The following is a 21666-nucleotide window of genomic DNA, read 5'->3' as shown; positions in this document are numbered from 1 at the left end:
AGCCAAGTGGGCATTGCCCACCCAATAGGCTGACTAGCTCCATTCCCGTTGCGCTCCTGCCCGATCGCGCCCCGGAGTCGTGGTGGTTAGTAGTGGTTGCCTACTTTGCGATGGTGGACGGCCGTGAGGGCATCTTCTTTTGAGACCCGACCGTTATCCACGGTGCTGTAGACCAGCCAGTGATCCCCGCAATCCATCCGGCTGCTGACCTGGCATTCCAGATAGGCCAGCGCGTCGCTGAGGATGGGGGAGCCGTTGGTGGCCTGCTGGGTTTCCACACCGGCAAAACGGTCTTCACCGGGGCCAAACCGCTTCAGGAAATGCCGCATTAGATGGCCATAGTTGCCCTCTTCCAAGATGTTCAGCACGAAGCGATCGCCCACTTGCATTAGCGACTCGATCGCCCGATCTTTAGCCACCGCGATCGTGATTCCCAGGGGCTGGAAGCTGGCCTGCACCACCCAAGAGGCCAACATGGCGCTGGCCACATCGCCTTTCTTAGCGGTGATGATGTAAAGCCCACCGCTCAAGCGGCCCAAGGCCTTATCCAAATCGGAATCCAGGGACTTCATTTGCTTGACGGTTTCTTTGACCATCAACGCCTGGCCCAAGTCCGTGCCCGCTTCTTCGCAGAGTTGATAGGTGAAAGCTTGGGGCTTGGTGCTAATCCGAATCACATCGAAGGCCGGCTTCAGACCCAAATCCCGGAAGCGGTTAAACAGGGGATAGCTCGGCTCGTCTTGGCCGCCGCCGGACTCAAACACACCAATCCGCTGCTTGTTGTTGGCCACGGTCAGGATTGTGCCGATCGCCGCTTCGCATTCTCCTTGGGGCGGCGCGGCCAAAACCAGTGCCACCGATCGCTCCACCAATTCCCGCAACTCCTGGGGATCGGCCGCCTTCAGATCCATCATTTCCACAGCCACGCCGGTTTTGGTGATCCCCTTGGCGATCGACTGGGACAACCGATCGCTGTAGCCATAGTCAGACACATAGAACACGGCGGCGGTGGTTTCCGCTTCGGCCTTGGTTTGGCTCCAGTGGCGATAGCGACCGGTGAGTTCAACCACGTTGTGGCGCAACAGGGGGCCGTGACCGGTGGCGATCGTGTGGTACCCGGGGAGGGCATCCATCCGCTTCATGGCTCCCAAGACCGATCGAGCATTGGGGGCCATCAGGCATTCGTAATAGAACCGAAAATCCGGTTCGATCGCCCCCAAATCCGCATCAAACAGGTCATCGCTGCAATAGTGCATCCCAAAGGCATCACAGGTGTAGAGGGTCTGCGTCCCGTGGTCATAGGTAAAAATCGTGTCTGGCCAATGGAGATTGGGTGCATTCAAAAACTCCAGCACATGCCCTTGGCCCAAATCCAGACTCTCACCACTTTTCACCAGCAGTTTGCTGAAGGGCTGGTGAATCAGATTTTCCAGAAACTGAATCGCCACCTTGGAAGCCACCACAGTGATCTGAGGATTCAGGGCCAGCAAATCCGCCACTAAGCCGCTGTGATCCGGTTCCGTGTGGCTCACCACCAGGTAATCAATCTGGGTCGGGTCGATCGCGCCCTTCAGGGTATCCAGATAAAGTTGGCGAAATTTGGCGTGGGAGGTGTCCACCAGGGCCACTTTGTCCCCACGAATCAGGAAGGAGTTATAGGTTGTGCCGTTTTGCAGGCCAAATTCAATATCAAAGCGATCGCGATCCCAGTCCAGCGATCGAATCGTCAGGGTTTGGGCGGCAATCTCGGCGGTTTGAATCGTCAACCGCTTCTCGGTTTGCGGACGTTCTGTGGCGACAACCATGCTCGCACCTCCTGGGCTTGACCGATCTGGATGGGGGATTTGTTAAGTTGTTTTACCTATCTTGACACAAGGGATACAGAAATACTGGGCGATCGGGCGGGGCGATCGTTTGCAGTCGTGATGCTGAAAATTGACATGGCTTATATATGAATCTAAGGATTTCCAATTTTTCTGATGTATTACGCCTTTAAAATGATTTAAATCAGGTGAGCTGACATCCAAAACCTTGCTTTTACTGTTTGCGGCTAATGGATTAACAAGCTTCGTAGGTGTGACTCTGCGTCGGCTAACTGGACTACTGCAATACCTAGCCCCAATCATTATGATATTGACCAAGGCTGGGTTGTGCCCTTTGAGCTTTTCATAACGAGCCACGTCTTTGAATTCCTTTGAAAAGTGAATTCTGTTTTGTGCTATCTTGGAAAAACTAGAACTGCAACCTGTAGCTTCATCAGCTAAAGCTAGTCATTCAATCAACGGATATGAGTGGATTTCATAACAGTCAAAGCCTGCGTCGAATCCCTGTTGAGCTTTCAGACAAGACAATAATCTATGTGGAAGTTGAGACTATTGGAGATCAGCCTGTCTCTTCGTCCAAGGCTTCTATCAAAGGTGTAATGCAAAAGCTTGAGTCTCTGGCTAAAGATTTAGGAGATAGCGTAAAGCAAATATCAGATGTTGCCTGCCCTGATGAAATCAGTATTGAAATGGGACTTGAAGCATCCTTGGAAACAGGAAAGTTGTCAGCAATTCTTGTACAAGGTGGTAGCAAAGCGAACTTTAAAGTAACCATGAAATGGAATCTTGAGCGGTAACCAAACAAAGAACTTCTTAAGCTAATCCGATGTCACTTGATAAACTGCAGCTATCCACAGTCAAGATAGAGACTAATAATTCAACGGGAACTGGCTTTTTTATAGGCTCTAATCATATTCTGACATGTGGCCACGTCGTTGCATCATCGTTGGATGATATATCGTTTACCTGGAGAGGTGAGAGGAGAAATTGGCAATGTTCTATTAAAGAATTTCATGATCGCGATGATGATGAAACACTGAGCTGGCTAGACATAGCAATTTTAGAAATCGATTTTCAAAAGTCCTTAAACACTCCGCCTCCTTCTATAGATTTAGAACTCGATGACCCCGAGCCAGGCGACAAAATTTACACGTTTGGATATCCGTCAGCAGACTATAGTCAACCCAATGAAGGTGAAGCTAGTTTTTTGATTTATGAGGGGCCATATTATGAAAAAGAGTGGGGAAATACAGCATACAAATTAAAAGACTCAGATATTCAGCCGGGCATGAGTGGATCCCCCCTTTATCGTAAACATGTAGATCGTGTTTGTGGGATAGTTCAGCTATCAAGACAATTTGGAGGCGCAAGAGGGTTGGCAGTGTCAACTCTCGTGAAATATGTGCCTTATATCCTTGAAATCAATAAAATAGCAAAACGTCAACAAAAAATCTGGTTCGAGTTTCCTAAGATTCGGCCTGCTGATATTAACTTAAACAAAAAAATTTCAAAAAGACTACCAATGATTTATTTTTTGGGAATTAATGCTTTTTCTCACTATATGTTGTCTAAAATGATTGTTTGGAATCAATATAGTGATTATCAACTACCTCATAGAGTTGCTATTCGTTTGATTTCTTGTTCTCACTCGATCCATAAAATCTCTGAAGAAATTAATAATGTTCTCAGTGAACTCGACGATAAGTTTCGACGAAACTTTGGGAGAAGACAAGATTTTGAAGATTTAAGTATTGAAATACAAACTTATATGCTCATTACAAATTTCATAGCCAATTTTTCTTGTAAAAGAACTGATTCTTATGGAAGGATACTAGACATTCTAGATACGTCGCGACAGAGGTATGATTTCCTCAACCAAAATCTTGATTCAGAGACTGATTTGGTTCCGATAGTATCCAAGAAACTGGTGTTCTGGGATAGAAAAGAAATTTTTAGAAAATCAAAACAAAAACTGCTCTCCAATCTGTCGGGCTTGGGTCTACAGCCAGAAGTAGTTCAATTTTCAAAGTTGAACGATATACTGCAACAGTTATATAGCCTTAGAGAGGTTGATTCTTCTATTCATGAGAAACAATGGACTGAGTTGGTGCAGCTTAAGGTTAATGACTTTATCACTGAAAATCTAGTAACACTATCCTGGGTAGAGATATCTTTACTCAAAAAGGTTGAACTTTTACTTTGTGAAAAATTCTTCCAAACCCAAAAGGAAGATTATCATTTATACGCTGAAATTAGTCAGTACTGTGGACTCATAGACCCGAATACAACAACTTATCACTGGAACGATAGCTGCTTTCATCTTGATAAGCTGAAATGGTTGCTGATGGGACAAATTATTCGAGTTCGACGCGGAGAAGCTTCAGACGTAACGATTCGGGGTGTGGGTTTAAAGGAGCATCAGGCTATTCTAGATAACTATGAAGCACACCAGTTGAAGAAGTGTGGTATCTGCCACAAGAATAAAGCCTAAACTTTAGAGACAAACCTAAGCAGGCTGTCTCTAACACTAATTGTTACTGTGGCTTAGAATTGTCGATCACGGCGTATTGGACTTTATAGGAAGACTTCACCGCCTCGATCGTGGCGGCCATCAGCGCTTCAAAGGGATCTTTGGGTTTGTCAGCAGCGGCGATCGGGCTGCTTGCGCCCGCCAAGAACTTCGCCGGATCCGTCACCACCCAACCTTGGGCCGTGAGCTGACGAACTTCAAAGTGCAAGTGTGGCCCCGTGGACATGCCCGTGCTGCCCACACGCCCAATCACTTCCCCTTGCTTAACCATGGCTCCCGGCTTCACAAAAATTTCCGATAGGTGACCGTAAAGAGTCTTTTGCGTGTCGCCGTGATCCAACACCACCGTTAGCCCATAGCCCCCCAAAAAGCCCCCGATCGAGACCTTGCCGTCCAACACCGCTACCACGGGCGTACCCAAGGGAGCCGAAAGGTCAGTGCCCGCATGAAACCGGCTGTAGCCCAAGATCGGATGCACCCGCCAGCCAAAGGGGGAGGAAATTGGAGCCAGGCTGGTGAGCGGGAACAGCATTTTCAGGTTGCCATTACCCAACAGGCCCTTGGGGCGACTGCTGCGGAAATAGTAGCTGTTGGCATCGAAGTTCACGCCGTTTAAGCCCACGGTTAGGGGGCCGATTTTGACGGAAATGGGCGATTGGGCCGGCAGGGCGCTGCCCACGGAACCAAGGCGCATGGGGCTGCCCATTTGCAGGTGGGAACCCCGATCGCCCGTGGGAATGGCCACAATTCCGGGGTGGCCAGCTTGGCCGGGTTGCCCAGGCGATCGGGTCACGGTGCAACCGGCGCTGAGGCGGCCGCCCACGCTGGCACAACCGGTGGAGCGCTCTGTGAACTGAATTTCGCTGGGCGGGGCCTGGCGTTGGGTGGCTCCCAAATTGAAATCGTTGGACTGGTCGATCGGGCCGCGGCTGGTGGGGCGTTCTGCCGGGGAAGGGGCCAAGCGAGGCACGTTCGGCAGTTCCCGTTGGGGAGTCCGCTCCACGGCCGGCGCGGGCCGTTCGATTCGGGCTGGGCGATCGGGATTGGCGGCGGGCTTCGGTTCCGGAGGTGCAGCGGGTGCTTCCGGGGCCAAGTCTGCGGAACTACCGCCGGGGGCCGCGTCGATCGCCTGGATCGGGGTTGCCAGTCCGCCGAGCAAGCTGGTCATTGCGCCAACCCACCCGAGACCTTGCAAAATGCGACGGCGACGGCGTTGGAGACGAGTGGGGAAGTTGGGGCGGTGATTCATGGCGCGGTTGGGAGCGCAATGCATGGCGTAATGGGACGGGGACAGCACAAACAGCGTTAAAAACCGGGTTCCAGGGGAAGCGTAGTTGGCTTCGGGCAGCGAACCGCTAGGGAAAGCGTTACCAAGCCTTAGACGGCGCGATCGCCCAAAATGTTCAGAAAATGTTTAGCCACGGCCTTCAATCACAGCCAGAAACGGCGGTTGCACCCTTTGACCGGGGCTTAGAAGCCAGGAGAGTCAGACAGGATGGTTGCCAAAACCTCGGGACGCTACTGCTCTTTTCAGGCATGACAACCTTGAGTCAGGTTTGGGTCAGGGGGGTTTGGCTCAGTCCTCAGTCATGATAGCAAGGGAAAAAGCAAAAGCGCTTAACACAACCCTGCGGAAATCGAAAAGACTATTCAAGGATTCTTTAAACAATCCGTAACCTCGCCACCGTCTGGGCCGGGGGGTTCAGGCATTTGGGGCGATCGCGCATAGCCTAACCGCACCGCGCCGGGGGGGAGATGCAATTCCGCAGCAAGTTGATCGGAAAATTTGACCCGCAGTTCTCCGCGTGGGGTAATGCCCACGGCGATCCCGGTGCGATCGCCCACTTGCACCGATCGCCCGCAGGTTTCCAGCAATTCCAAATAATCCGCCAAAAAACTTTCGATGCCGCCCGTTTGGAGTTGTCGATCGCCCCGGTCTAGACCCGCGATCGCCAGGGCTGCCAACTCCGCGAGCGATCGAATCGGTGGCCCACCCTCCAAGGGGAAATCGGCAGACGGCAACAGGGACGGGGCGCTCAGTTGATTCGCCTTGTTCGCCAACGCACCGGCCCCATTCAACGGATGAGAGCCATCAGAGACATTGGACGAGTCCGATGAGCGATCGGCCCAATGACCCGAAAGATCTAAAGGATCTAGGCGATCTACTAATTGACGATCTACTAATTGATTTGATTGATCTTTTTGATCATGCAGACGATCTACTAATTGATTTGATTGATCTTTTTGATCATGCAATCGTTCTGGAAACGCCAGCCCTGGAAACAGCTCCGTGGCATTGATCCCCGTCTCAGGAACCGGATTAGCCCAATTCAACCCCAATCCCGTGACCGCGCGGGCAATCTTGCCACCCACCAGCCGGGTTTCCGTCAGCAACCCGCCCCACTTGCGTCCCCGAACGACCAAATCGTTGGGCCACTTCAGCGCCACCGGCACACCCCGATCGCGCAGGGTTTGCCCCAAACCCCAAGCGGCCGCCAAGGTCAGTTGGGCCCCATCCTCCGGTAACAACTGGGGGGCAAAATAGCGCGATAGATACAACCCGCCCAAGGGCGACAACCATTGGCGGCCCCACTGCCCCCGCCCGGCCGACTGTTGCAGCGCAATCACGATCGTCCCTGGTTGGGCCCCCGCTTGGGCCAGTTCCCAGGCCACCTGATTGGTGGAGCCAGTCTCCGCTAGCACCTGCAACTTGGGTAACCGAACACCGAGCCGCGCCGTTTCGCGCAACACGGCGGTACTGAACTCTGCGGGGTCGATCGGGGTGGTTTCTAACACCAATAATTTTCTAATTGCTTTCTGATCTTTGAGGTCGTGATTGCGGCGATCGCCCTTTACCCTACCGCGATCGGGTCACCCAGCGGATCGCCCCCATTTCATCCTCTTGCACAAGCCGAATTGGATGTGTTGCCTGGTCGTTGAGCAACCCAACCAGCAGATGAAGCCTCAAGCCAAAACAGCGACGACGATTGCGATAGTGTTCTGAGCAGATCCGAAATTGCTTCAAGTGACGAATGGCACACTCAAAACGCCATTGACTAACGCCATTGCCCAATCGCTAGGCATCTGGCGATCGACTAATGGTTGCGATTGTATTTTTTGAGGGGACGATCGCCCTTGGAAGGGGAAGGGGAACGATAAAATGTGGTCTGGTTGTGGTCTGGTTACGGATAATGACGCAGCACTGAGGATCGCAACCGGAAATTAGGGGCCGATCGCTGGCTGCTAATGGGTTGCAAGGGGCTGCGGTTGTCCGTGCGGGCTGAAGGATGACGTTCAGGCGAGGGTCTGGTTTATGGCTTTGACGGATTTGCCGATCGCGCTGATTTTGTATGTGGCGCTGGCGGGGGCTTACCTGGTGGTGTTGCCACTGGGTCTCTATGTTTATCTACAAAAACGGTGGTATGTGGCTAGCTCGATCGAGCGGCTCTTGGCCTACTTTGCGGTGTTTTTGTTCTTCCCCGGGCTGCTGTTGTTGTCGCCGTTTTTGAATCTGCGTCCCCAGCGTCGGGCCATTTGATGCCTAGCTTGTCCCGCTTGGGCGATCGAACCAGGGTGAGGGGTTGGATGATGGTGAGCAATCGTGAGCAATTGACAGGGGCGATCGAGCAAACATGCGGCGAATTGACGCGATTCTGATCGGGTTAGGTGTCTTTTTGGGTGGGGGACTGGTCTATGGTCTCCTGCAACTGGTGGGCATTGATGCCACCAATGCGGGCATCTGGACTCAGGCCGCGTTGGTAGTAGGATTGATGGGCTGGTTGCTGACCTATCTGGTGCGGGCCCTGACCCAAAAGATGACCTACTCCCAGCAGTTGCAAGACTACAAAGACGCAGTTTTGCAAAAGCAGTTGGAAGCGTTGTCACCAGAAGAGCTGGCCGCGTTGCAAGCTCGCTTGGAAGCGGAAGCGGCGGAAACGGATCGATCGAACCCGACCCATCCGTCACCCTAATCCGCGTTCTTCGTCACCAACGCGCCGCCCGTTCCCCCAATTCAAAGCCAGCATCCTCAGCCCCCAACGCGGGTTCGCCCTGAATCCAGCGCTTGGGCGAAGTTGCTGGCCGTTTTTGATGTCCTGACTATCGAGTTGATCGATCGCCTGCCACCATGACCGTCTCTGTTTCTGAACGTTTTGCCACCCTGCGCCAAGCAGAACGCTGTGCCCTGATCCCTTTCCTCACCGCCGGGGATCCGAATTTGGCAACAACGGAGGCGGCCCTGCGGCGACTCGATCGGGCAGGAGCCGACCTAATTGAACTGGGCGTGCCCTACTCCGACCCCCTAGCGGACGGCCCCACCATTCAAGCGGCCGCCACTCGGGCCTTGGCCAACGGCACTCGCCTTGATGATGTGTTGGCACTGGTGCAGCGGGTTTCGCCGGAACTGTCCGCCCCGATCGTCCTGTTCACCTACTACAACCCAATTCTGAATCGAGGAATTGAGCAATTCATTCAAGACGTGAAAGCGGCCGGGGCGGCGGGCCTGGTTGTGCCAGACTTGCCCCTTGAAGAAGCAGACGGACTGCTGAAGCCAGCGGCGGCGGCGGGTTTGGAAGTCACGCTGTTGGTGGCCCCGACGAGTTCCAAGGATCGGATTGAAGCCATTGCCCAGCAGTCCCAAGGGTTTATCTATCTAGTCAGTGTGACTGGGGTAACGGGGATGCGCAGCGAAATGCACGGGCGCGTTTCCGAAATTTTGGCCGCCATGCGCCAGGTTACCGATAAGCCGATCGGGGTGGGCTTTGGCATTTCCTCGCCGGAGCAAGCGGTGCAGGTGCGGACTTGGGGGGCTGATGCGGCGATCGTGGGCAGTGCCTTTGTGAAGCGGCTGGCCGACGGCACACCGGAAGAGGGCTTAGCCGCCGTTGAAGCGTTCTGCCGGGATTTGCGAGCCGCCCTTGATCAATAAAAATCAACCAACTAGATCAACAACGAACTAGATCAACAAACTAAGGATCAATAGCTCAATCAACTAGGTCAATTCGATTGAGGCAAGTTCCATTCCCTCAACAGAAATAGTCCAAGTCAAGATAAGGGCATACGGCCGTATGCCCTTATCAAGTTGACCGGTGGAACTGGTCAGTGGCAATTTTGAGCAATTATTTTGAACAATTCTTGAGCAATTGTAATGAATTGCCCCTACACCCAGTCGGCCATGGATTCCCAACTGTGGCGCAATTGGCTGCTCAATAATCCATTTTCCGATCGCCGATTGCGGCGGCGGGATTTGGCAGCATTCGAGCGTTTCCGCGATCGCTTGTCAACCACAATTTTCCTCAGGTCGATCGCATCGTCCCAAGAATGAAACCGGTCAGGAAAAGTTCGCTGAGTCATGATTCTGACCTCCCAAAATTGACGTTGGGGGAATTGCCAGCCCAGTTGCTGGCTTCAGAGATGCAGCCCCGTCGTCGATGGAATGATCCCAGTGCAATCCAGCTTCATCGTCGAAGCGAGCTAGGGATATGGACGCAAATCTCTAGGGTATTGTTCTGCGAATCGGGAACCCAATCCGGTTAACTTCGCCAGAAGCCCCCAGTTCGATCGTACCGCTCTTTTTCAGGGGCGGCGACTCATAAATCTTGATTCCTCAGGAATGAGATTTCCAGAATTGTCCAAGGAATTCCAGCCCAAATTGCTTACTGAGCTAAGTGATCGCGCACCAACTGGCGCAATGCTTGTTCAGCAGCAATTTCATCTTGCTGAGCCTCTGCCAAAAATTGATACAAATACGCTTTTTCTACCCAAGGAAAAATGGGGCTAAATTCCGATTCTTGATAATCCCCATTTTCCAAAATAAAAATGCGCCAATCACGGCCGTTATATCGCCACAGTTCTGGAACGCCCATCGCGGCATAGAGCCGATTTTTGTCAATATCCGTGTGGGTGATATCCACTTCAACCACCAGATCCGGCGGAGGATCAGTCGCAAAATCAACTCTTCGACCTGCAACCCGTGCCTGATTTTGAATGTAGTAAGCACAATCAGGTTCTGAGCTGCGATCAAGCTCTTCACGCTCAATCCGAGTAGATCCCATTGTTTTAATTTTCAGACCCATCTCAAAGATCATGATGATGATAAAGCGCTCAATGAGACGAATCGAAAATTCATGATCTTCCAAGGGCATAGTGATTTCTAAAACTCCATGATCATAGGTCAAGCGAGCAGAACGACGGAACGGCAGGGCATGGAGAACCTGTTGGTAAGTTTGCCAAGTTAGGCCACACAGCGTCACACGTTTTTCGCCGATGAGTTGGGTGGGAGCCAGCGGGGCGATCGCAATCATTGCTCACAACTCCTGAAACGGTTGATCAGTTCTATTATCGCCAATGGGGCCAAGCAGCGGGCCAGCCACCCGATCGCCCGGATCGGTGCGCAAAGGGACTGCTATGCTGAGGGCGAGCATTCTGCAATCGCCCCATGACCGACTCCGCAAAGACCTTGCTTTTGGTAGATGGCCATTCCTTGGCTTTCCGAGCATTCTATGCCTTCGTAAATGGACGAGATGGCGGCCTGCGCACTTCCACCGGCATTCCCACCAGCATTTGCTACGGATTTATTAAGGCCCTATTGGACACGATCGCCCTTGAAAAACCCCAAGCGATCGCCCTAGCTTTTGATACTCGCCAGCCCACCTTTCGCCACGAAGCCGATGCGACCTACAAGGATGGGCGGCCGGAAACTCCCGTGGAGTTTATTGAAGATATTCAGCACCTCGAAACCCTGTTGGCGGCGCTGAATTTAACCATTGTCAAAACGCCAGGTTTTGAAGCGGATGACGCGATCGGGACAATCACCCAACAGGGCATCGCGGCGGGCTATCGAGTCAAAATTTTGAGTGGCGATCGGGACTTATTTCAACTGATTAATGACCAGCAAGGTATCAGCGTTTTGCACCTGGGTGGGCGCGATGTGAAGTCTTCTCGCTACAGCGAATATCGTGCGGCCCAAGTGGTGGAAAAATGGGGCGTACGTCCGGATCAGGTGGTGGATTTCAAAGCCCTTTGTGGTGATAAGTCCGATAATATTCCGGGGGTGAAAGGCATTGGCGAAAAAACCGCCGCCCAGCTTCTGCAAGAGCATGAGTCCTTGGATGGGATTTATCAGGCATTAGATTCCCTAAAAAAATCCGTTAAAAGCAAATTAGAAGCCGATCGAGAAGCTGCTTACCATTCTCAATTTTTGGCGCAGATTAAATGTGATGTGCCCTTGGATTTGGCCTTAGCCGACTGTGAATTAAGTGGGTTCGATCGCGCCGCCCTCACCCCTCTACTGGAAAAATTAGAACTGAATCAGTTTCTAAAGCAAATTGAGCGCTTGGAAGCTCGATTCGGCAATGGTCAGTTAACGCTGGGAGCAGAACCAGGGACAGGCAATGAAACGGGTTCTGCGGGCCGATCGCCCCAATTATCCAGGGGTTCCCAGGCTTCGACCTTGGAAGCGGAAGATACTTGGTTTTTCAGTGCCGAAGAGACCGATGCACTCAAGGAAAATCCACCGCTACCGGCCGAATTCACCCCAGAAATTATTACTACACCTGATCAATTAGAGGCGCTAGTTGCCGCCCTGTTACGCTGCCAAAACCGTGACTATCCCACCGCTTGGGACACAGAAACCACCGATCTTGATCCTCGCAAGGCCGCACTGGTAGGAATTGGGGTTTGCTATGGAAATGCGGAACAATTCACGGTGGCCTATATTCCCGTGGGACACAGTACGGGAAAACAGCTCGATCAAGCACTAGTTTTGCAAGCGCTGAAACCGATTTTGGAAAGCGAAAACCATCCCAAGGTGCTGCAAAATGCCAAGTTCGATCGGGCAATTTTGCGCAGCCAAGGAATTCAACTAGCCGGGGTGATTTTTGACCCAATGCTTGCCAGTTATGTGCTGAATCCAGAAGCCAGCCATAACCTAACCGATTTGGGATTGCGCTATTTAGGGATCAGCGCCACCAGCTATCAGGATCTTGTGCCAAAGGGGCAAACCATTGCAGCGGTGAGTATTGCTGCCGTTGCCAACTATTGCGGCACGGATGTTTATAGTGCATTTCATTTAGTTAATATCCTGCGATCGCAACTGTCTAGCGAACAGGATTTGTTGCCACTGTTTGAGCAGGTGGAGCTGCCCCTTGAGCCGGTTTTAGCGGCCATGGAAGGGCGAGGTATTCGGATTGACACGGCCTATTTGGCGGAATTTTCTAAGCAATTAGAAACAGACCTATTGGCGATCGAACAGCGGGCCTACGCAGCGGCTGGGGAGACTTTTAATTTAGGTTCACCCAAGCAGCTCAGTGAATTGTTATTTGGCAAATTGGGTCTTGATCCCAAAAAGTCTCGCAAAACCAAAACTGGCTATTCCACGGATGCCGCTACCTTGGAAAAGTTAAAAGATGATCATCCCGTGGTGGAAGCGATCGTGGAGCATCGCACCCTAGCCAAACTGAAGTCTACCTATGTGGACGCGCTGCCGCAGTTGGTTTCGCCCCAAACCGATCGCGTCCATACGGACTTTAATCAAACGGTGACGGCGACAGGTCGCCTCTCTTCGTCCAATCCCAACTTGCAAAATATCCCGATTCGGACGGCCTTTAGTCGGCAAATTCGGCGGGCTTTTTTACCCAAAGCGGGCTGGCTGTTGGCCGCAGCGGACTATTCCCAAATTGAGCTAAGAATTTTGGCCCATTTGAGTCAAGAACCGGTCTTGATTGAAGCCTATCAAACGGGGCGAGATGTCCATGCTTTGACCGCGCAATTATTGCTCGATCGCCCCGACATTACCCCCGAAGAACGGCGACTGGGCAAAATCATCAACTTTGGGGTGATTTACGGCATGGGGGCGCAACGATTTGCGCGGGAAGCGGGCGTGTCGCGCATGGAAGCCAAGGAATTTATTGATCGCTTTAATCAGCGCTATCCCCAAGTCTTTGAGTATTTGCAACAAATGCAGCGCGAGGCGATCGCCCTGGGCTATGTGCATACGTTGCTGGGCCGACGGCGCTATTTTCAATTCATGAGTCCCTCATTGAATCAATTGCGCGGCTCCGATCCCCAAGCGATCGACCTCGATCGGTTGCGGGTCAATGGTCAAAATGATGCCCAATTGCTACGGGCGGCGGCCAACGCACCGATTCAGGGTTCCAGCGCTGACATCATCAAAATCGCCATGATTCAACTTCATCAACGGTTGCAATCTACCCAGGCGGCGTTACTGTTGCAGGTGCATGATGAATTGATCTTTGAAGTGCCTCCGGAAGAGTGGGACTTTGTGCGAGCAATCATTCAGGAAACCATGGAGTCAGCAGTCACCTTGAGTGTGCCCTTGGCGGTGGAAGTTCATGCGGGTCAAAACTGGATGGAAGCGAAATAGCTGATCTGGAATGAGTGATGGAATTAGGGGCGATTTTAAACCTGCTTTACCTAATTTGCTTTCGTCACATTCATCAATAGCTCTCCTTTTATCTCACGAATTTATTGCAATGAGTTGTTAAAATCAGCCTCATTTCCAGCCAATCAAAATTGGCATAGACAGTTACAGACTGGCACAAAATTGATGGAGTTCAGTTGAAAACCCCCATAGGATTGAGGCGATCGAGCGAATGCACCTGAAATAACCTGAGAGGATGTCTGACAAGCCGCAATGGCTACCTTGCTGGTGGGTTTCATCAACCGACGAAGACAAGATGCTCAAGCCCCTGACTCCCACAACTGTTGGTGCTTAACCATTGCCCCAAGTTACTTCTCAGACATCCTCTGAGGTTTGTTAATTTCAGTTGATTCCAACCGATCGAGACAGCAAGCTGCGTCTTTTGTCCTCAACCATTGCTGCGATCGCTTGTGTTGAATTTTGCGAGCTATTTTTTTGCCCCCGGTGGCTGGGGAACCCATGCCCGATCGCTCGCGGGAGCATTGCACCCGATCGAGCCGATCGCCCTTTGTGATTGGCAACCTCCCCAACCCCTAGCCGACTGGGAACGGGGCGTGCCGGAACTGTTGGCGGCTGGGCTGCAACCGGCGGCCGATGCGCCCACCTTGGTCATTGTGTCTGGGTTGCCGATGCCGCCCTTTCCCGGTTGCTGCCAAATTGGGCTGTTTGTGTGGGAAACCACCCACATTCATCAAAAATTTCAGCAATTGCTCGATCGGTTCGATTACCTGTGGATGCCGTCCCTTTGGCAACGACAGGTGGCGATCGAGTCCGGGCTTGCCCCCCAGCGCCTGGCCGTTGTGCCGGAGGGGGTTGACCCTCAAGTCTTTCAGCCTCACCCCAACCGCCCCTCACCCCTCAAGCGCGATTTGCGGCAGCGGCCTTTCCGGTTCCTTTGTGTGGGCAAATGGGAACGACGCAAGGGGATCGATCTGTTGATTCAAGCCTTTGCCAAGGCCTTTGAACCCCAAGACCCCGTAGAACTGGTGTTGCACGCCCACAACGGCTACATTCCCCACTTTGACCTCAAGGCATCGATCGACTATGCCGCAAAGCTGCTGGGGGCCGAGTCCCATCGCATTTTGCCCAGCTATCCGGCCGGTCGATCAGGCCTCGTGCAAGTCCTGCAAAAAGCCGATGCCTTTGTGTTGCCCACCCGGGGCGAGGCTTGGGGATTGCCCATTTTGGAAGCCATGGCCTGTGGACTGCCCTGCATCGTCACGGACTGGAGCGGACTGCGGGCCTATGCCCACCCAGGCAATGCTTATTTGATTCCGGTTAAAAACCTCGTTCCCGTCAATGATCCGCAGTTTTTTGACCCCAACTTGGACTGGGGCCATTGGGCCGAACCGGACTTGGATGCTCTGGTGGCCCTGATGCGACAGGTTTATCACGATCGGGAAGCGGCCCAACGACGCGGGGCGATCGCCCGGGCCGAAGCCGCCAGCCTCTGGACTTGGGAGCAAGCCGCCCACACAGCACAGCAGCAATTGGCCGCCCTGGGATTCCGCCCCGATCGCTGGCCCCCTTCGGTATCCGCTGCCGCTTAGGTGGCACTTTTGTGCTCTGATTCAGCAGAAAAGCCAAAATTTCTCCAAAACAGCGGAATTTTGGTCAAAACTAGAGAGAAATCAAAATCTGCCATTTGTGGCTGAAACTCGCGTTCAGGATCAGCGCTGTTTTGTCGTGTCTAGGTATCTAACGCTACTCATGCGCTACCCGATCGGGGCGGATTTGCCATCAAACCCAGACCAGCTTTCACCAGATTTTCACCCCTGACCGCTATATCTAAACTCGTCGGTTTTCTCACTGGTGACTCTATTGAGCCATTGTTGAGCCATTGATGAAACCTCTGGCGAAACCATTGGTTAAGCTGCGGTTCATAACTCAGCTTTCGTTAAGACTCCAGCCCAGTTCTTAACCGAATCTTTAACCAAAGGTACCGCCAAATCTATCGTAGGGTGTGCCTTGCCTCTCGTGGGCAAACCAATCGCTAATTTTCTAGTTCAAACCATCGCAGACAAGATTTGCAAGCTCTTTGCTTCCAAAATTGCTCCTCGATCGTCGTAACAATCGTCGCAACAAGGGACTGAAGCTTCTTACTGCCGGACAACTTGCTAACAGCAGTATCAGGGTTTCAGGTGCTTTGACGATCAACCCTAAACCCCTAAAACACCCAGTCAATATTAATTGTGATTACTATGCAATCCTCTCCTCTGCAAGTGGCAGACCTATACCCAGTCAGTGACTCGGGGCAAAATAAAACCATCCCCCTGATCTATCACCAAAATTTGGTTGCCCTGGCGGATGGTCAAAATCATATTTTGGAGCTGATCGCCCAAGGCCAACCCTTAGAAACCGTTCTGACAGAATTGGCTTTACTCATTGAAGCCCACACGTCCTGCCAAACTTTTTGCGCTTTTCTATTACTAGACGCGGAAACCCAGCGATTGCGCCACGGTGCTGCGCCTAGCCTGCCGCCCGACTATAACCAATGCATTGATGGCATCCCGATCGGGCCGGTGGTGGGATCCTGCGGCACGGCGGCCTATCACAAAGCTTCCGTGATTGTTGAAGATATTGCGACCGATCCGCTGTGGGCTGAATTTCGGGATTTGGCGATCGGCTTTGGGTTGCGGGCTTGCTGGTCAACGCCCATTTTGTCCTGTGAAGGTCGGGTGTTGGGAACCTTTGCGATGTATAACCCCTTTCCCCATCGCCCGCATCCCCACGATCGCAAGTTGCTGATTAAGGCAACCTATTTGGCCCGCGTGGCGATCGAACGACACCAAACCGAAAAAGCCCTGCAAGCGGCGAATGAAGACCTGGAACGACAGGTCACCAAACGCACTCAAGATCTGCAATTGGTTGTGACCCGTTTGCAGCGGGAAATGCAGGAACGGGAGCGCGCCGAAGAGCAATTGCGCCAACGGACGATCGAACTCGAAGCCACCTTGGATGAGCTAAAAAAAGCTCAACTTTGGATGGTGCAAAGCGAGAAAATGTCTTCTTTGGGCCAGTTGGTAGCCGGTATGGCCCATGAAATTAATAATCCGGTGAGTTTTATTCATGGCAACTTGAAGCATGTGCAAAGTCACGTGGAGTTGCTGTTAGGTTGGACAGAAAAACTCCGCGATTGGGCCCAATCTAGTTCTTGCTCCAACCATCCTGAATTGGTGCGGATGATTACTGATTTAGATGAAGAATCGGATTTTGAGTTTATTCAGGAAGATTTGCCCAAAATCTTATCTTCTATGAATTTAGGAACCGAGCGAATTCGCCAAACTATTCTTTCCCTTCGCAATTTTTCGCGAATGGATGAAGCTTGTTATAAACCGGTCAATATTCACGAAGGCATTGACAGCACCTTGGCAATTTTGCAACATCGGATGAAGGCTGCACCCGACCACCCGGAAATTCAGGTGAAGTGTGATTATGGTGATTTGCCAGAGGTGGAATGCTATGCCAGCAATTTAAATCAGGTCTTTATGAATTTGATTGCCAATGCGATCGAGGCAATTACTGAAAAATATCAGGCTTGTCCGCTTGGGGCTACAAAAACTAACCCATTAGTTACGGATCAATTTAAGGGTTGCATTGAAATTCAAACGCGCCTTTTGCAGGGCGATCGGGTACAAATTCAAATTATCGATAATGGGGTGGGGATGCCGGACAGCATCCAATCACAGATTTTTAATCCCTTTTTCACGACGAAGCCCGTTGGCAAGGGCACGGGCCTGGGCATGTCCATTAGCTATCAAATTGTGACGGAGCAACACCAGGGCCAGCTTCGGTTTAGCTCTGTGCCAGGCGAGGGATCAACATTTACGATCGTGATGCCCCTGAGGCAAGAAGGACAACCCACTTAGAGGATGCCTGAAAAGCCAAAATTGCTACTCTGTCCGCTTCAGTGATCGACGTAGACAAGGGGCTGAGGGCCTGTCGTCATTATTTCGAGGTGATGCTGAAACAGTTGATCTTCCATGCCCTAGTCGTCGCAACAAGATGCTCAAGCCCCTTGTCCCCCACGATCCGCTAACAGCAGATCTAGGGTTTCGTGCTCAACGACGACAGGCCCTAAGCCCCTTACCCCCACAACTATTGGTGCTTGGCACGGGCCGAAAGATACTTTCCAAACATCCTCTTAGTCATGGGGTTTGTTCGGGTCGCCAAGGCAGAGCACAGATCTTAGGTTTACAATAGGAGCCTCACCCAAGATAGACTCGTTACCCAGTCCATTACGCCATGCCCGAGCCAGCCTCTTCATTAATCGCTTTCATTCAGCGGTGGCAAGCATCAAGCGGCAATGAGCGGGGCAACTATCAGCTTTTTTTGAGTGAATGGTGCGATCTGTTGGGGGTGGCGCGGCCCAATCCGAAGGGGGCGATCGCGGGGGATCCCTATTGTTTCGATCGGGATGTGACGATCTATCACCCCAGCGGCAAAAAGAGCGCGGGATTTATTGATCTCTACAAAGAAAATTGCTTCATTTTGGAAGCGAAACAGGGCGGCGTGAGTGGCGGCAAAGTGGGCACGGCTAAGCGCGGCACGGAAACTTATCGCAAGGCAATGCGGGGAGCCTTTAACCAGGCCGTTTCCTATGCACGAACGTTCAAAAATCGCCCGCCGTTTCTGATTACTTGCGACATTGGCGAGAGCTTCCAAATTTGGTCAGATTTTGGGGCGGCTTCGGAGTTGGATTATGGCAGCTATGATGCGCGTCAGGAAATTCCATTTGCGGATTTAGCGAAGCCGGAAATTTTTGAATTATTTGTGGATATTTTCACCGATCCGCAAAGGCGCAACCCGGAGAAAATTGCGGCGCAGGTGACGCGGGAAGTGGCGGCGGATTTGGCGGATTTGGCGAAGTCGTTGGAGGCGGAGGGGCGCGATCCCAAATTGGTAGCGGATTTCCTGATGCGCTGCATTTTTACGATGTTTGCGGAGGATGTGGGGCTATTACAAAAAGAACCCATTTTGACGGAAAATCTGGAGGAACGGTGGCAACCCAATCCGCACAAGTTCCAAGCGGGAATCGAGGCCCTGTGGGCGGCGATGAATGAGGGAAAACCGTTTTGGGATTATGGCAAGTTGCTGCAATTCAATGGGGGTTTATTTGAGGATTCGTCGGCGATCGCGCTGAATGGGGAGCAGTTGGCGACGTTGTTGCAGGCGGCGAAACGGGATTGGCGGAAGGTGGAACCGGCGATTTTTGGGACGTTGTTGGAACGAGCATTAGATACAAAAGAACGCAGCAAGTTGGGGGCGCATTATACGCCGCGTGCCTATGTGGAACGGTTGGTGCGGCCGGTGGTGTTGGAGCCGTTGCGGGAGCGGTGGCGGCTGGTGCAAATTGCGGTGGATGGGGCGTTGGGGATGGGTGAAGAACCCCAAACAAGTAAGGGCGAAAATAGTCGATTAGACAAGGGGCTTAAGCCCCTTGCCCCCGAGGCGATCGGGGCGATCGAACCAACAAAAATCCAACGTGATCGCGCAGTTTTGGAGTTAGAAAATTTCCTGAAGGAATTGCGGGAAATTAAGATTCTTGATCCGGCTTGTGGTACGGGAAATTTTTTGTATGTGACGATGGATTTGATGAAGGAGTTGGAGTCGGAGGTGTTGGCGCGGCTGGCGGAGGTGTCGGGGCGAGATCAGTTGCGATTGGATTTTGAGCAAATTAATCCAAAGCAGTTTTTAGGGATTGAAATTAATCCGAGGGCGGCGGCGATCGCGGATTTGGTGGTGTGGATTGGCTATTTGCAATGGCATTTTCGGCGGTTTGGGGATGTGCCGCCGATCGAGCCGGTGTTGCGGGCCTATCACAACATCGAAAATCGCGATGCGGTGTTGGCCTATGACGGGGTGGAGCCGGATATTGACCCGAAAACGGGGCAGGTGCGGACTCGTTGGGGTGGGCGCACGATGGTTCATCCGGTGACGGGTAAGGCGGTTCCCGATCCGAGTGATCAAAAGGTGATTTATCGCTATCTAAATCCGCGTCCTGCCGAATGGCCGGCGGCTGATTACATTGTCTCCAATCCGCCCTTTATTGGTAATACTTGGATTCGAGAAGAACTGGGTGATGGTTATGCAGAAACCATTCGCAAGGTCTATAAAGATGTACCCGATACAGTCGATTATGTGATGTACTGGTGGCACAAGTGCGCTCTAGAAGTTCGCAATGGTAAACCGGAGGCCTTCGGACTAATTACAACGAACAGCATTAGCCAAGTCTTTCAACGAAAGGTCATGGATTTTCACCTCAAGCCCTCAAATCCTGTAGAGCTTGTTTTTGCAATTCCTGACCATCCTTGGGTAGATAAAGGGGCAAATGTTCGGATCGCAATGACCGTAGCCAAAAATTTAAACTCTAAACACTATCAGTCACCAAAAATCTTAAAGGTAGTTTCTGAAGAATTTCGAGAACTTCCTGAAGATTTTGCAGAAGCTATTCGGTTTACTGTTAACAACTTGAAGATCTTTAGCAATCTCCAGGGCGATGTAGACACCACATCAGCTATTAGCCTGAAATCCAACTTAGGTCTATCGTGTCCTGGCATGAAGTTACATGGCAAAGGTTTTATTGTTAATCAAGAAGATTTGAAAAATCTTGAGCAATCTATTATTTTTCCATATCTCAATGGCAGAGACCTTTTGCAAAATTCAAGAAAGTCATTTGTTATTGATTTGTTTGGAACTGACGAACAGCACCTTGTAGGAGAATATCCAAAAACATATCAATGGCTGTTGGAGCGGATCAAACCTGAAAGAGATAATAATAATCGCGAATCTTATCGCAAAAATTGGTGGATTTTTGGAGAGCCTCGTGCAAACTTTAGACCGACATTAAAAGATATTTCTCGCTACATTGCAACAGTTGAGACGGCAAAGCATCGAGTTTTTGTTTTTCTCGATAAGCAAGTAGTGCCTGATAACCGATTGATTGTAATTTCCCTAGAAGATGCCTATTTCTTAGGAGTGCTGTCTAGCAAACTTCACGTCACTTGGGCACTAGCAGCCGGTGGAACCCTTGAAGATCGACCGGTTTACAACAAAACCGTTTGTTTTGATCCGTTTCCATTTCCCGATCCAGACGATCGCCTAAAACAAGACATTCGCGAACTGGGCGAGCGTCTCGATGCCCATCGCAAAACCGTGCAAGCCAACCACCCCGACATCACCATCACCGGGATGTATAACCTGCTCGAAAAAATCCGCGCTGGTCAACCCCTCACCGACAAAGACCGCGAATTTAATCAACGCGCCCTCGTTTCCACCCTCAAACAAATTCACGACGACCTCGATCGCGCCGTCTTTCGCGCCTATGGCTGGGATGATTTGATCCCCCTGCTGACCCAGACAAGGGGCTTAAGCCCCTTGCCCCCCAACGACGATCGCCCCTCGGCCCCCAACGCAGAACCGGCTAACGGCCTCGATGAAGCGATTTTGGAACGGCTCGTGAAACTGAACGCCGAACGCGCCGAAGAAGAACGCAACGGCCACATCCGCTGGCTGCGGCCCGACTACCAAGCCCCCAGCCAAACCGCCCCCACCGGCCAACAAACCGACCTCCCGATCGCACTCCCCAGCCCAGACCCAACAAGGGGCTTAAGCCCCTTGCCCCCAACCAGTCGCCCCCTCCCAAAAGGATTCAAAGAGCGCGTCGCCGCCGTTCGCGACCTGTTCCGCACCGAAGGGGGCGAATGGACAATCGATCGCGCCGCCAGCCGATTCAGCGGCAAAAACACCAAAGCCAAAAAACAACAAATTGCCCAGGCGATCGAAGCCCTCGAAGGCGCAGGCCTGCTACTGTCCTACACCGACAACGGTGAACAACATTGGTATGATGCCAGCCTCCAGGCGATCGCCTAGCG

Annotated in this window: 14 protein-coding genes; 9 read left to right on the top strand and 5 right to left on the bottom strand. The window is 51.9% G+C overall.

Annotated features, from left to right (window positions below):
* Positions 1-86 precede the first annotated feature (86 nt).
* Positions 87-1805: a diflavin flavoprotein gene (locus AC2IAX_RS12930; protein ID WP_494387844.1), complete on the bottom strand. Its 1719-nt coding sequence runs from the start codon at positions 1803-1805 to the stop codon at positions 87-89.
* Between the two features lie 482 nt (positions 1806-2287).
* Here AC2IAX_RS12930 and AC2IAX_RS12925 point away from each other — a divergent pair, with 482 nt between their 5' ends.
* Positions 2288-2620: a CU044_2847 family protein gene (locus AC2IAX_RS12925; protein ID WP_494387843.1), complete on the top strand. Its 333-nt coding sequence runs from the start codon at positions 2288-2290 to the stop codon at positions 2618-2620.
* Between the two features lie 29 nt (positions 2621-2649).
* A complete protein-coding gene (locus AC2IAX_RS12920; RefSeq protein ID WP_494387842.1) occupies positions 2650-4314 on the top strand; it encodes a S1 family peptidase in 1665 nt (554 codons plus the stop codon).
* Between the two features lie 43 nt (positions 4315-4357).
* On the opposite strand, the gene AC2IAX_RS12915 is transcribed toward AC2IAX_RS12920, so the two are convergent.
* Positions 4358-5650: a M23 family metallopeptidase gene (locus AC2IAX_RS12915; protein ID WP_494387841.1), complete on the bottom strand. Its 1293-nt coding sequence runs from the start codon at positions 5648-5650 to the stop codon at positions 4358-4360.
* A gap of 353 nt (positions 5651-6003) precedes the next feature.
* A complete protein-coding gene (locus AC2IAX_RS12910; RefSeq protein ID WP_494387840.1) occupies positions 6004-7149 on the bottom strand; it encodes a biotin--[acetyl-CoA-carboxylase] ligase in 1146 nt (381 codons plus the stop codon).
* A 517-nt stretch (positions 7150-7666) separates the two neighbouring features.
* On the opposite strand from AC2IAX_RS12910, the gene ndhL reads away from it, so the two are divergent.
* From ndhL to trpA, 3 genes are all read left to right on the top strand, one after another.
* Positions 7667-7891, top strand: coding sequence for an NAD(P)H-quinone oxidoreductase subunit L (gene ndhL / locus AC2IAX_RS12905; RefSeq protein ID WP_190354306.1), 225 nt, complete (start codon positions 7667-7669; stop codon positions 7889-7891).
* Positions 7892-7985: 94 nt separating this feature from the next.
* Positions 7986-8324 (top strand): DUF3007 family protein, encoded by a 339-nt coding sequence (locus AC2IAX_RS12900; RefSeq protein ID WP_494387839.1) that lies wholly within the window; start codon positions 7986-7988, stop codon positions 8322-8324.
* A 155-nt stretch (positions 8325-8479) separates the two neighbouring features.
* Positions 8480-9280 (top strand): tryptophan synthase subunit alpha, encoded by an 801-nt coding sequence (trpA, locus tag AC2IAX_RS12895; protein ID WP_494387838.1) that lies wholly within the window; start codon positions 8480-8482, stop codon positions 9278-9280.
* A 230-nt stretch (positions 9281-9510) separates the two neighbouring features.
* Here the strand turns inward: trpA and AC2IAX_RS12890 are convergent, their stop codons facing one another.
* Both AC2IAX_RS12890 and AC2IAX_RS12885 read right to left on the bottom strand, forming a co-directional pair.
* On the bottom strand, positions 9511-9705 hold the full coding sequence (locus tag AC2IAX_RS12890) for a hypothetical protein (protein WP_099535395.1): 195 nt from the start codon (positions 9703-9705) through the stop codon (positions 9511-9513).
* A gap of 302 nt (positions 9706-10007) precedes the next feature.
* Positions 10008-10655 carry a Uma2 family endonuclease gene (locus AC2IAX_RS12885; protein ID WP_494387837.1) on the bottom strand — a complete coding sequence of 216 codons (648 nt, stop codon included), beginning with the start codon at positions 10653-10655 and terminating at the stop codon, positions 10008-10010.
* Between the two features lie 134 nt (positions 10656-10789).
* Here AC2IAX_RS12885 and polA point away from each other — a divergent pair, with 134 nt between their 5' ends.
* From polA to AC2IAX_RS12865, 4 genes are all read left to right on the top strand, one after another.
* A complete protein-coding gene (polA, locus tag AC2IAX_RS12880; RefSeq protein ID WP_494387836.1) occupies positions 10790-13735 on the top strand; it encodes a DNA polymerase I in 2946 nt (981 codons plus the stop codon).
* A 467-nt stretch (positions 13736-14202) separates the two neighbouring features.
* A complete protein-coding gene (locus AC2IAX_RS12875) occupies positions 14203-15342 on the top strand; it encodes a glycosyltransferase family 4 protein (RefSeq protein ID WP_494387835.1) in 1140 nt (379 codons plus the stop codon).
* A gap of 651 nt (positions 15343-15993) precedes the next feature.
* Positions 15994-17661, top strand: a complete 1668-nt coding sequence (locus AC2IAX_RS12870; RefSeq protein ID WP_494387834.1) for a GAF domain-containing sensor histidine kinase — start codon at positions 15994-15996, stop codon at positions 17659-17661.
* 376 nt (positions 17662-18037) lie between these two features.
* Positions 18038-21664: a DNA methyltransferase gene (locus AC2IAX_RS12865; protein ID WP_494387833.1), complete on the top strand. Its 3627-nt coding sequence runs from the start codon at positions 18038-18040 to the stop codon at positions 21662-21664.
* Positions 21665-21666 lie beyond the last annotated feature (2 nt).

Source organism: Limnothrix sp. HT2024, assembly GCF_059138625.1.
The sequence above is the reverse complement of the archived record's forward strand: the minus strand, read 5'-3'. Positions and strand labels throughout refer to the sequence as shown.